Consider the following 11,947-nt stretch of genomic DNA (forward strand, 5'->3'; position numbering starts at 1 on the left):
GGGAGGCTCTGGGGGTGGTGCCCCGGGGCCTCTCGTTTTTTGCCAACGGTTTGTGCGGTCGTCATATCTCGGCCACCTGGGAAGGGTCCCGGCACCCCTCAGGAACGGGGTGGATAAGCGGGGTGGCCGCGATCGGAAATGCGGTAAAGGGTGTTTTCTTTCCCCTTCGTATTGCCCGTGATCTTCTGTAATAAATCCCTACGGCCAGGGGTTTCCGAAACGATCTACATTCTCCGCCGCCACCTTCGAAAACTCGGCTGGCTCTTCACTCCTGGCGAGGGGTACCGTGCTATCTCGCGCCGCTGTTTCCACCCGCCGGGCCCCACCAGCCGGGCGGTGCCGTACCTCCCGGAACGTTCCGGACCCACCGCCCGGAACCTCGCTGACCAGCGGGGTTCTCCTGCGTTAACACCACGAGGATCGCACTATGCGTACCGTCAACGGCGACGGCGTACGTCCGCCGTCCCGCCGCGTCTCCCGCGGCACTCTCCTGGTGACGGACCGTCACCATCCCACGGTTCAGGGCGTGTACGCCGGTTCGCGCGCGGCCGTGCCCGCCGGGGCGGGGGAGTGAGCGTGCCCTCGACCGCCGACACCAGCCGGCCGACCGACCACCTCCTCATGGGCCACGAGGACAAGGCTGAGGGAAGCTTCCTGCAACGCCTGTCCGCCGACGACTGGCGCTACCTGCTGGAGGACGACCTCCGGGGCCGCAGCTACGGCCAGGACGAGCACCTGCCGATGGCGGCGGACGACCGGAACGTCTACATGATCTGGGACGGCGTCGTACGCCAGGACCGTTTCCCGCTCGGCGACTGGGAGGGCGCACCCGCCGTCACCCGGTTCCGGGGCGGCGGTCAGCTGGTCGGCGAGGCCAAGCTCATCAGCCCCGACTCCGCCGTCCGCACCCGGTGCCTGACCAGGACCGTCGTCATCCCCTGCCGTGCGCGCCGGTTCAACGTGCTGCTGAGCAAGCGGCCCGAGGCCAAGCTCGCGCTCCTGCGCAGCCTGGAGCACCGCAACCGCAGCGACGAACTCGTCTACACCCTGACCACCAGGCCGCCCCTGGAGCGCACCAGCCGGCTCCTGGCGCATCTCGCCGACACCGCGGGCACCCCCGACCCCCGGACGGGCGTCACGCACATCACGGGTCCGGCCCAGAAGGACATCGCTGCCGCGCTCCAACTCGCCGTCTCCACCACCGAGAACGCGCTGCGGACCCTGCGCTACCACGGGATCGTCGAGGCCCGTTACCGCAAGTTCCTCGTCCACGACGTCGACGCGCTGCGTCACCTCGCCGGCCCGGCCTGACCCCGCCCGGCACACCGTTCCCCGCCCCGCTCGCGTTTCATCCCCGAACGGATCACCCCATGATGATCAGCACCTTCCTGGTGCCCACCGCCACCGCCATGCTCGGGGCCCTGACGTACCGGCATCACCGGCAGGTCTTCGCCTGGACGAAGAAGCTCCGCCACAAGGACGAGGCGAACGCCGACTACGGCAAGCCCGCCGAGTGGCTCGCCGACCTCTACAAGGCGCAGTGCGGCCTCGCCCAGAAGCCCTGTGTCGCCGAGGACTTCGAGGGCATCGCCACGACCGGCACCATGCTCGCGGGCATAGCCGACCAGACCGAGGGCGTCCGCTTCGAGCTGGCGAAGGTCGTCGAGTGCGTGCGGGCCTACGTCGCCACCGCCCTGCCCGCGCAGGGCCCGGCCGTGCGCGTCGGCCTCCCGGAGCACCGGGCCCGCCTCGAACAGGCCATGCGGCAGGAGGCCGCCCGTGACGCCCTGGCGCACGCCATCCTCGCGGCCGAGCTGCGGATCAAGGAGCTGCGCCACGGCTGACGGCGGATCCGGTGCCGCGACGGCGACGGCCCGGTGGCCCGGCCGATCGCCCCTCTCTGCCCGTTCATGTCCACCTGATGCCCGAACCTGTTTACTTTCCGGAAATCCGGGCGTAGCCTCCCCAGCGAAACCACAAGTTCGGGCACAGGTCGGAGGCGAACGGACATGTACGCACCGGAGCGGCAGCAGGAGATCCTCCGGCTGGCCCGTGACGGCGGCCGGGTGGACGTCGTGTCGCTGGCCGAGGAGTTCCAGGTCACGGCGGAGACGATCCGCCGGGACCTGAAGGCCCTCGATCGCGCGGGACTCGTCCGGCGGGTGCACGGCGGTGCCATACCCGCGGGGCGGCTCGACTTCGAGCCGGACCTCGCCGAGCGCGAGTCGACGGCGGCCGACGAGAAGGACCGCATCGCCAAGGCGGCCCTCGCCGAGCTGCCGACGCAGGGCACGGTGATCCTCGACGCCGGTACGACGGTGGCCCGCCTCGCGGGCATCATCCCGCTGGAGGCCGAGCTGACCGTCGTCACCCACTCGCTGCCCATCGCGGCCCGCCTCGCGGACCACCCGGGCATGCAGCTCCACCTGGTCGGGGGGCGCGTGCGGCACCGCACGCGCGCCGCCGTGGACGCCTGGGCACTGCGGGCCTACGCCGAGATCCGCGCCGACGTCGTGTTCGTCGCGGCCAACGGCTTCTCCGCCGGCCACGGGCTGACCACCCCCGACCTCGCCGAGGCCGCGGTCAAGCGCGCGGCGATCGCCGCCGCCCGCCGGGTGGTGCTGCTCGCCGACTCCGCCAAGCACGGCCAGGAGCACTTCGCCCGCTTCGGCGCCCTGAGCGACGTGGACCTCCTGATCACCGACACCGGGCTGAGCCCCGAAGACGCCACCGCCATGGAGCGCGGCGGCATGGAAGTAGTGCGCGCATGATCCTCACCGTCACCCCGAACCCGTCCCTCGACCGCACCTACGAGGTCCCCTCCCTCGACCGCGGCGAGGTCATACGGGCCACCGGCGAGCGTATGGACCCCGGCGGCAAGGGCGTCAACGTCTCCCGCGCGGTCGCCGCCGCGGGACGCCGTACCGTCGCCGTCCTGCCGCTCGGCGGTGCGCCGGGCGCGCTGGTCGCGGAGCTGCTCGACGCGCAGGGCATCGAGGTCGCGCCGGTCCCGGTCGCCGGGGCCACCCGCTCGAACATCGCCCTCGCGGAAGCCGACGGCGTCCTCACGAAGATCAACGCACCCGGGCCCGAACTGACCGCCGCCGAGCAGGAGTCGCTCCTGGAGACGGTCCGGCGGCAGTCACGGGACGCCGACTGGATCGCCTGCTGCGGCAGCCTCCCGCGCGGCCTCGCGCCGTCCTGGTACGCCGAGTTGGTGGCCCGCGCGCACGCAGCCGGGGTCCGGATCGCCCTCGACACCTCGGGGCCCGCGCTCATCGAGGCGCTGCGCGAGGGCCCGGACGTCGTCAAGCCGAACGCCGAGGAACTCGCCGAGGCCGTCTCCCGCCCGCTCGCCACCGTCGGCGACGCGGTCAAGGCGGCCGAGGAACTACGGGAGTTGGGCGCCGGTGCCGTCCTCGCCAGCCTCGGCGCCGACGGGCAGCTGCTCGTGGACGGCTCCGGTGTCTGGTACGGCAGCGCGCGCGTCGACGCCGTACGCAGCAACGTCGGTGCGGGGGACTCCTCGCTGGCCGGCTTCCTGATCGCCGGCGGCAGCGGCCCCGAGGCCCTCGCCTCCGCCGTCGCCCACGGCGCCGCCGCCGTCCAGCTGCCCGGCAGCGTGATGCCCACCCCGGCCGACCTCGACCCGGCCGCGGTGACCGTCACGGCGGACGTCCCGGTGGACCGCGTCCTCACGGAGCCGGTGACATGAGCGCGCCCACGGTCCCCACGGCCGCGCCCCCCCGCGCTCCGTCAACGGCCGCCCCCTCCCCGCAGTCCCGCCGTACCCCCGTCCCCGTCCCCACCCCCGCCCACGGCAGTCCCCGGGCGATACGCGAGCGAAGGAGCCCGCGATGAGCGAGATGATCACCGCGGACCTGGTCGACCTCGACCTGTCCGCCGACACCAAAGAGGCGGCGGCACGTGCCCTCGCCGAGCGCATGGTCGCCCAGGGCCGGGTCACCGACCTCGACGGCTTCCTCGCCGACGTGGCCGCCCGCGAGGCGCAGATGCCGACCGGCCTCGACGGCGGCATCGGCATCCCGCACTGCCGCAGCGAGCACGTCACCGAGCCGTCCCTCGCCTTCGGCCGCAGCGCCGGGGGAGTCGACTTCGGCGCCCCCGACGGCCCCGCCGACCTGATCTTCCTGATCGCCGCGCCCGCGGGCGCCGACGACGCCCACCTCACGATCCTCTCCTCGCTGGCCCGGCAGCTCATGAACGCCGAGTTCACGTCCGCGCTGCGGTCGGTGGGCGACGCGGAGAGTGCGGCGGCGCTGATCCGCGGCGACGAGACCCCGGCGGCGAGCACCTCCGACGACTCCGGGCGCTCCGAGAACGCCGAGGACGTCGAGGACTCCGGGGGCTCCGAAGACTCCGTGGCGGCGCCGGTGGCGGCCTCCACCGACGCCGCCACGGACAGCACGGCACCGGCGTCCGCCGGGAACGGGAACGGAGCCGGCGACGGTGACCGGGGCAGCGGCGGCCCGTTCCGTATCGTCGCCGTCACCTCCTGCCCCACCGGCATCGCGCACACCTACATGGCGGCCGAGTCGCTGGAGAACGCGGGCCGCGAGGCCGGTGTCGACCTGGTCGTCGAGACGCAGGGCTCGGCCGGTTTCACCCGGCTCGACCCGGCGGTGATCGCGGCGGCCGACGCCGTGATCTTCGCCCACGACGTGCCCGTACGGGACAAGGACCGCTTCGCCGGGAAGCCGACCGTCGACGTCGGTGTGAAGGCGGGCATCAACCGCCCCGCCGAGCTGATCTCCGAGGTCCGCGGCAAGGCGGAGCGCGGCGAGGTCACCGGCGGCGCCACGCCCACCCCGGTCGAGCGCGGCGGCGAGGAGGGCGAGGGCTACGGCACCAAGCTCCGCAAGTGGCTGATGTCCGGCGTCAGTTACATGGTCCCGTTCGTCGCGGCCGGCGGTCTGCTGATCGCCCTCGGCTTCGCGATCGGCGGCTACGAGATCAAGTCCGCGCCCTCGGTCATGCAGCACTTCGTGTGGACGCAGGCCGACAGCTGGGCCGCGCTGATGTTCCAGATCGGCGGCGTCGCCTTCGGCTTCCTCGTCCCGGTCCTGGCCGGTTACATCGCCTACGGCATGGCCGACCGGCCGGGTCTGGTGCCCGGGTTCGTCGGCGGCATGATCGCCTCCACCATCAACGCGGGCTTCCTCGGCGGTCTGGCCGCCGGTCTGATCGCCGGTGGTGTGGTGCTGGCGATCCAGAAGGTGAAGATCCCCAAGCCGGTGCGGGGGATCATGCCGGTGGTCGTGATCCCGCTGATCTCCACGGCGATCGTCGGGTTCCTGATGTTCGTGGTCATCGGCAAGCCGATCGCCTCGGCGCAGAAGGGCATGACCGACTGGCTCAACGGCCTCAGCGGCTCGAACGCGATCCTGCTGGGCGCCCTGCTCGGCCTGATGATGTGCTTCGACCTCGGCGGCCCGGTCAACAAGGTCGCGTACACCTTCGCCACCGCCGGTATCGCGGTCTCCAACCCCAGTGACTCCGCGATGAAGATCATGGCCGCGGTGATGGCGGCCGGCATGGTCCCGCCGCTGGCGATGGCGCTGGCCACGACCGTGCGCGGCAAGCTCTTCACCGAGACCGAGCGCGAGAACGGCAAGGCCGCCTGGGTCCTGGGCGCCTCCTTCATCTCCGAGGGCGCGATCCCGTTCGCGGCGGCCGACCCGCTGCGCGTCATCCCGTCCTCGATGGTGGGCGGCGCGATCACCGGAGCCCTGTCGATGTCCTTCGGCGCGACCCTGCGGGCCCCGCACGGCGGCATCTTCGTGGTCCCGCTGATCGGCAACCCGTTCCTCTACCTGATCGCCATCGCGGTCGGCATGTGTGTCACGGCGGCCCTGGTCGTCGTACTGAAGGGCATGCGCAAGCCGGCCGCCGGGGGCACCGCTCCCGGGACACCGGAGGAGCTGGCCGCCCCTGCCGCGGAGCCGAAGCAGCCGGTCGCCGTGTAGGGCTTGTCCGGCCTCCGTCCGGCCGCTTTTGGGTCATGGTGAGGTGTTCACGGCAACTGCGAGATACGTCACGGTCCGGGGCCATGGTCCCGGACCGTGGTGTCTACTGGACCGCATGCCTGAGCACGTCTCGATCCTCCAGCTGACCGGTGCGGCCGTCCTCGCCCTGGCGACCGTCGCCTGGGTGTTCGGTCTGACGCGCATTTTGCGCCGCTCCTTCGCGGAGCCCACCGCATGGCACGCGGCCCACCCGGCCTACGGCCTCCCGTCCCAGCGCGCCACCCCTCCGCACGTGGAGTCCGTCGAACTGACCCCGGCCGAGCGCGACGCGTTCGCGGGTCTCGTACGACAGCTCAGCGACGGGCGCTGAACGAGCGGAGCGCTTCTGGGCCGCCGGGGACCGCTGAGGGCGCTGGAGGCCGGGCCGCGCGGAGACCGCCCCGTCCGTCCCTGGCCGCTACGAGACCTGCGCCGCCCGCCGCTCCATCGCATCCCGGGCCGCGTCCTCGCTGACGTACACCTCGCACATGTGCCGGCCGTCCGGCGTCGCCGTGTGCTCGACCTCCCACAGGGAGATCTCCGTCCCGTCCTGCAACAGGAACGCGTGCTCGTAGAGCGAGAAGCACAGCGCCGCCCTGCCCGCCCGGAACGGCCGGCCGAAGGCCTGCGTGATCTGGTGCGCGAACGCCGTCTCCAGCAGCTCGGCCGTCTCCGCGCCCGGCTTGTCCGCGTTCTCCGCCCGGCGCAGTAAACGGCGCGCGTGGTCCGCGGAGTCGTCCGCCAGGTACGTGTGCCGGGGCTCCGGGAGCGGCGACAGCTGGACCAGCACCGGCAGTTCGAAGTCCGGGGTGTCCGGCGGCAGCGGGAGCCGCACGGTCGCGGTGCGCAGCTCCTCCTCGTCCACGTACACCTCGTGCTGCGTCTCGCGGCCCAGCACGGTGTTGTGGACGAGCTCCCACAGGGTGAGCGCCGAACCGTCGGCGAGCAGCCACGTGTGCCGGTACGTCTCCCGGTGCAGGCCGGCGCTGTGGTGCGCGGAGTGCAGCGAACTGTCGTGCGCCAGCGCGCAGTCGAGGCGCCCTATGGTCTCGTCGGGCAGCTCGAAGGAGTTCAGGGCACGGCCGAGGAGTCGCTCGAGGTGCTCTTGCGGAGACTCGGGCGACTCGGGTTGTTCGTACGCTGCCGTGTCGTACGGAACGCTCAAGGCTTCTCCCGGCGTTGCTGCATGTCACCTTGTGGGTGCATACCGTAGCCCCTCGGTCGGACATCATGTCCGGGAACCGAGAAAACGTATGCCCAGAAAACGCGCGGGCCGCGCGGGATGTTCCCGCGCGGCCCGAGATTCCGTCAAAATCCGCCGGTCAGGCGGCACTTCCGGACGTCCACTCGCTCCACGACATGTTCCAGCCGTTGAGTCCGTTGTCCGGGTCCACCGTCCTGTCGGGGGAGTTCTTCACGATCACGACGTCCCCGATGAGCGAGTTGTCGTAGAACCACTTGGCGTTCGTCGCGCCCTGCGCGCCCTGTACGTCCGCGAGCCCGACACAGCCGTGGCTGGTGCCCGTCCGGCCGAAGGGCGGGTTGGACTGGTTGTACCAGTAGTTGCCGTGGATGAACGTCCCCGACGAGGTCAGGCGCATCGCGTGCGGCACGTCCGGGATGTCGTACTCCCCGCCCAGACCGACCGTCCGGCTGTCCATCCGCGTCTGCGTGAACTTCTCGGAGATCACCATCTGGCCGTTGTACGTGGTGTGTTCGGGGCTGCCGGACGAGATCGGCAGCGACTTGAGGGTCTGGCCGTCCCGGACGACCGTCATCGTCTGCGTGTTGACGTCGACCGTGGAGACCTGCGAGCGGCCGACCGTGAAGGTCACGGTCTTCTTCTGCACGCCGTACACGCCGTTCGCGCCCTGCACGCCGTCCAGGTCGATCTTCATCGTGACCTTGGAGCCGGCCTTCCAGTAGTCCTGCGGCCGGAAGTCCAGCCGCTGCGCGCCGAACCAGTGGCCCACGACCTGCTGCCCGGTGCTCGACGTGACGGTGATGTGCGACTGCACGGCCTTCTTGTCGCTGATCGTCTTGTCGAACGTGAACGACACCGGCATCCCCACGCCGACCGTCGTCCCGTTGTCCGGGGTGTACGTCCCGATGAAGCTGTTGCTCGAAGTGACCGTCGTGAAGATGGAGTTGGCGGCCGCGGTCTTGCCGGACGAGTCCTTCGCGGTCGCCGATATCTGGTACTTGGTCCCGCGCTCCAGCTGCTCCTTCGGCTTCCAGCCGGCGCCGTCCGCGGACATCGCGCCGTCCACGGCCTGGCCGGAGCCCGCGACCGTCATCTTCACGTCGGTCAACTTGCCGCCGCTGACCCGCACTCCGGTCGCGTTGATGGACGCGTTCGTCGAGCCGTCCTTCGCCGAGATGACGATTTTCGCGGTGGACGTCTTCGCGGTGGTGCCGCCGCCGTTCTTGGTGTCGGTGTTGGCGTCCGCGCTGGCGTTGCCGCCGCATGCGCTGAGGGTGAGGGTGCCGACCACCAGGGCGGCGATGGCCCCCAGTACGCGCCGCGCTGCTATGTCCGGCGTTGTCACGGGCTGCTCCAGGTTCGGTGTGGTGTGCGGTGTCCGCTGTGATGCGTGAACGAAGAGCGGCGCGAGGCCGGGGTGGGTTCCCTCCGTTTCTCTTGGACGCCGTCCGGTGACAGAACCGGGACATATACGGGGTGCCCGCCTGCGTCCGGACGAGGTGACCGCCCGCAGCCGGACGAGGTGGCCGGCCGCGCCCCGGACGAGACGGCGGAGTGCCCGACGAGGTGGCGCAGTGCCCGACGAGGTGGCGGAGTGCCGGACGAACTGGCGGAGTGTCTACCGTCTGCCGTACAGCTCCTCGTACGACGGCCACGTCCCGCCCGGGCCGTCCACCGGCTCGGCGGCCCGCACCGCTCGCACGATGGCCCTGGTCACCGCGTCCGCGCCCGCCGCCAGGACCTCGTTCAGGGCCAGGGGGTTCTGCGCGTCCAACGGGCGGGTCCCGGTCGCCAGCGCGAAGACCGTGTCGCCGTCGTTCAGCAGGTGCACCGGGCGCACGGCGCGCGCGATGCCGTCGTGCGCCGTGCCTGCCAGTTTCTGCGCCTGGGCTTTGGTGAGGGTGGCGTCCGTGGCCACCACCGCGAGGGTCGTGTTCAGCGGGGGAGGGGTGTTCTTCGCCGCCGCCCCGGTCAGGCGTCGTCTCGCCGCCTCGTGGACCTCCGGGTCGGGGTACGTCACCCAGCCCTGGAACAACTCCCCGTACAGCACGCCCGTTTCCGGGTCCGCTGCCGAGCCTGCCGCGTTGGCCACCACCAGTGCCGCCACCGTGACGCCCGACTCCAGCACGATGCTCGCGGTGCCGACTCCGCCCTTCAACTGCCCGACCACCGCGCCCGTACCCGCGCCCACGCACCCCTCCCGCACCCGCACCCCGGGCCCGCTGATCGCCGCGGCCTCGACCGCGGCCCGGCCCGTCGCCGCGTCCGGCCGCGCCCTGAAGGTGCCGCCGCGGCCCAGGTCGAACACGCAGGCCGCGGGTACCACGGGCACCACGTGCAGAGGGTCGGCTCCCACCCGTACCCCGCGTCCCTGCTCCTCCAGCCAGGCCATCACCCCCGACGCGGCGTCCAGTCCGTACGCGCTGCCGCCGGTCAGGACGATCGCGTCCACCCGTTGCACCAGGTTGCGTGGGTCCAGCGCGTCCGTCTCCTTGGTGCCGGGGCCGCCGCCTCGTACGTCCACCGCGGCCACCGCTCCGCCCTCCGGCGCCAGCACGACAGTGGTGCCCGTGAGCCAGCCGTCGCCCGCCCTTGTCGCATGGCCCACCCGCACACCGGCCACATCCGTCAACGCGTCAACTGTCATGGCCCCCAGTCTTGCCCAGCACCTGACGGATCGGGGGACCTTCCGCGCGTCGGTCAGGCCGTCGGTGCCGTCGGTGCGGCCCCGCTCCCCGCGGTCGCCATGCGTGCCGTCAGGGTCACCCCGACCGCCACCGTCAGCGCCGACACCAGTCCCGCCGCCAACACCGCCCAATGACCCAGGAACGTGCAGCAGATCACCAGCAACGCGGCCACCGGAAGGACCAGTTGCTGCGCGATGCCCACCTTGTAGTGACGGGCGTGCAGGGCCCAGACGCTGAGCAGGTAGAGGGCCGTCGGCAGGGTCACCGCGGCGGAGGCCGCCAGGGTGGAGACATGGGCCTTGCCCACCGCCTCGGTCACCGCAACCTCCAGGCCCGCGCCGATCGTGGCCGCCGCGGCGAAGATCAGGTAGTGGCCGTAACCCCAGAGGAACGCCTGCTGGTTGGAGCGCAGGTGCCCGTGGATCGGCACCACGAAGTAGATCCACCAGGCGGCGAACACGATCAGCAGCCCGCCCGCGGCGATCGGCAGCAACTCGCCCAGCGCGTCGTGCTCGTCCACCCCCGACTTCACCGCCACCGTCGCCGCCGCGATCGTCTCGCCCAGCACGATGATCGTGAACAGGCCGTACCGCTCGGAGATGTGGTGCGGATGCCAGGGCGTCGTGCAGTCCTTCTCCGCGTACAGCGGCACGCACAGCTCCGCGATCACCATCACGAGGAACACCCACGCCCGCGCGTGCTCCGGCAGCACCACCAGCCCCAGCCAGCCGACCAGGCAGAGGAGTACGCCGCCCGCGTACCTCAGGGCCATCGTGCGCTCCGGGCCCTGTGCCGCCCGCGCCGCCCGGAGCCACTGCGATGCCATCGCCAGCCGCATGATCAGGTAGCCGAGCCAGACGACCACGTAGTCGTGCTGTTCGAAGGCCCGCGAGACGCCGGCCGCGAGGACCAGGACGCCGGCGATCTGCACCAGGGTGACGACGCGGTACAGCACGTCGTCGTTGTCGTAGGCCGAGGAGAACCACGAGAAGTTCATCCATGCCCACCAGATGGAGAAGAACTGCATCGCGTAGTTCAGGATGCCCTCGCCCGCGTGTCCCTCGACGACGGCGTGCGCCAGCTGGACGCCCGCCTGCGCGATGGCCACGACGAAGCACAGGTCGAAGAAGAGCTCCAGCGGAGAGGCGACCCGGTGCGGCTGGTCTCTGCCCCGGGCGGTGAGCGGGCGTGCGAGGCGCAGGGGGCCCTGGGGCCTGGGGGAGCTGTGGGTGTCCGAGGTCATGGGCACTAGCACAGCAGATGACCTCCGCAGGTGGCCGTACCCTGGAGGCATGAGTACCGCCCCTGGCCCCGAGCCGCGCGATCCGAAGCCCGCGCTGGTCTTCGACGACCCGCTGAGCCGGCCGTCCTCCGACGACACGGACCGCGGGTGGGGCGAGCGTCCCGAGGGTGACAGCGCCGCCGATCTGAAGCGCTTCCTCGACGAGAAGCCGCCCCACCACATCTGAGCCGTCCGTTACGGCTCGCGGTGTCCTTCGCCGCGCTGCGCGACGAGCGCGTCGCGGATCTCCTTGAGGACCTCCAGCTCGGTGATCTCGATGATCTCCTGCGTGCCCTCCTTGGCCTTCCGATGGGCCTCGATCCGCGCCAGGTACTTCGACATCGGCAGGACCATCAGGAAGTAGACGACGGCAGCGGTGATCACGAAGCTGAGGGTGGCTCCCAGGACGGAGCCCCACATCAGCTGGATGCCCTTGTCGCCGGAGCAACTGCTGCTCAGACACGAGCTGTAGGTGTCCAGGTTCTGTGTGCCGATCGCCCCGACGAGCGGGTTGATGATCCCCTTCACCACCGAGTTGACGATGTTCGTGAAGGCGGCACCGATGACGACCGCGACTGCCAGATCGACGACGTTCCCGCGCATCAGGAAGGACTTGAAGCCCTGCCAGACGCTCGGTTCCTTCTTCTCGCTCAACTCGGAGCCTCTTCTCGCACGCGCGGTGTGTGGAACGAACAGGTCCGCAACCTACGTCAAGGTCCGGCCGTCCTGTCCAATTCAGTAACTCGAA

13 protein-coding genes are annotated in these 11,947 nt (G+C 71.1%); 8 read left to right on the forward strand and 5 right to left on the reverse strand.

What is annotated here, in order from left to right; all coding sequences use genetic code 11:
* The first annotated feature begins 427 nt into the window (after nucleotides 1-427).
* The 7 genes from ACIPTO_RS07555 (at nucleotide 428) to ACIPTO_RS07585 (ending at nucleotide 6,357) form a co-directional block, all read left to right on the forward strand.
* Nucleotides 428-574 (forward strand): hypothetical protein, encoded by a 147-nt coding sequence (locus ACIPTO_RS07555; protein WP_401190092.1) that lies wholly within the window; start codon nucleotides 428-430, stop codon nucleotides 572-574.
* A 2-nt stretch (nucleotides 575-576) separates the two neighbouring features.
* Nucleotides 577-1,311 carry a Crp/Fnr family transcriptional regulator gene (locus ACIPTO_RS07560; RefSeq protein ID WP_401190094.1) on the forward strand — a complete coding sequence of 245 codons (735 nt, stop codon included), beginning with the start codon at nucleotides 577-579 and terminating at the stop codon, nucleotides 1,309-1,311.
* Nucleotides 1,312-1,370: 59 nt separating this feature from the next.
* On the forward strand, nucleotides 1,371-1,844 hold the full coding sequence (locus ACIPTO_RS07565; RefSeq protein WP_366316785.1) for a hypothetical protein: 474 nt from the start codon (nucleotides 1,371-1,373) through the stop codon (nucleotides 1,842-1,844).
* A 165-nt stretch (nucleotides 1,845-2,009) separates the two neighbouring features.
* Nucleotides 2,010-2,771 (forward strand): DeoR/GlpR family DNA-binding transcription regulator, encoded by a 762-nt coding sequence (locus ACIPTO_RS07570; protein WP_401190095.1) that lies wholly within the window; start codon nucleotides 2,010-2,012, stop codon nucleotides 2,769-2,771.
* Complete coding sequence (gene pfkB / locus ACIPTO_RS07575) at nucleotides 2,768-3,715, forward strand: 1-phosphofructokinase (protein WP_366316781.1); 948 nt, start codon at nucleotides 2,768-2,770, stop codon at nucleotides 3,713-3,715. Before ACIPTO_RS07570 ends, pfkB begins: the two co-directional genes overlap by 4 nt.
* A gap of 142 nt (nucleotides 3,716-3,857) precedes the next feature.
* Complete coding sequence (locus tag ACIPTO_RS07580) at nucleotides 3,858-5,987, forward strand: fructose-specific PTS transporter subunit EIIC (protein ID WP_401190097.1); 2,130 nt, start codon at nucleotides 3,858-3,860, stop codon at nucleotides 5,985-5,987.
* Between the two features lie 115 nt (nucleotides 5,988-6,102).
* A complete protein-coding gene (locus tag ACIPTO_RS07585) occupies nucleotides 6,103-6,357 on the forward strand; it encodes a hypothetical protein (protein WP_366316777.1) in 255 nt (84 codons plus the stop codon).
* 87 nt (nucleotides 6,358-6,444) lie between these two features.
* Here ACIPTO_RS07585 and ACIPTO_RS07590 read toward each other — a convergent pair whose 3' ends face one another.
* From ACIPTO_RS07590 to ACIPTO_RS07605, 4 genes are all read right to left on the reverse strand, one after another.
* Complete coding sequence (locus ACIPTO_RS07590; protein WP_352181851.1) at nucleotides 6,445-7,191, reverse strand: DUF6227 family protein; 747 nt, start codon at nucleotides 7,189-7,191, stop codon at nucleotides 6,445-6,447.
* A gap of 157 nt (nucleotides 7,192-7,348) precedes the next feature.
* Nucleotides 7,349-8,575 (reverse strand): Ig-like domain-containing protein, encoded by a 1,227-nt coding sequence (locus ACIPTO_RS07595; RefSeq protein WP_401190099.1) that lies wholly within the window; start codon nucleotides 8,573-8,575, stop codon nucleotides 7,349-7,351.
* A 273-nt stretch (nucleotides 8,576-8,848) separates the two neighbouring features.
* The gene (locus ACIPTO_RS07600) at nucleotides 8,849-9,877 is read right to left on the reverse strand and encodes a P1 family peptidase (protein ID WP_401190101.1); all 1,029 of its coding nucleotides are present in this window, start codon (nucleotides 9,875-9,877) and stop codon (nucleotides 8,849-8,851) included.
* A gap of 53 nt (nucleotides 9,878-9,930) precedes the next feature.
* A complete protein-coding gene (locus tag ACIPTO_RS07605) occupies nucleotides 9,931-11,160 on the reverse strand; it encodes a low temperature requirement protein A (RefSeq protein WP_401190102.1) in 1,230 nt (409 codons plus the stop codon).
* A gap of 49 nt (nucleotides 11,161-11,209) precedes the next feature.
* On the opposite strand from ACIPTO_RS07605, the gene ACIPTO_RS07610 reads away from it, so the two are divergent.
* Nucleotides 11,210-11,386, forward strand: a complete 177-nt coding sequence (locus ACIPTO_RS07610; protein WP_366316769.1) for a hypothetical protein — start codon at nucleotides 11,210-11,212, stop codon at nucleotides 11,384-11,386.
* Nucleotides 11,387-11,394: 8 nt separating this feature from the next.
* Here the strand turns inward: ACIPTO_RS07610 and mscL are convergent, their stop codons facing one another.
* A complete protein-coding gene (gene mscL / locus ACIPTO_RS07615) occupies nucleotides 11,395-11,853 on the reverse strand; it encodes a large conductance mechanosensitive channel protein MscL (protein ID WP_366316767.1) in 459 nt (152 codons plus the stop codon).
* Nucleotides 11,854-11,947: the final 94 nt, after the last annotated feature.

The sequence above is a fragment of the Streptomyces sp. NPDC090083 genome (genome assembly GCF_044747445.1).
GTDB lineage: Bacteria > Actinomycetota > Actinomycetes > Streptomycetales > Streptomycetaceae > Streptomyces.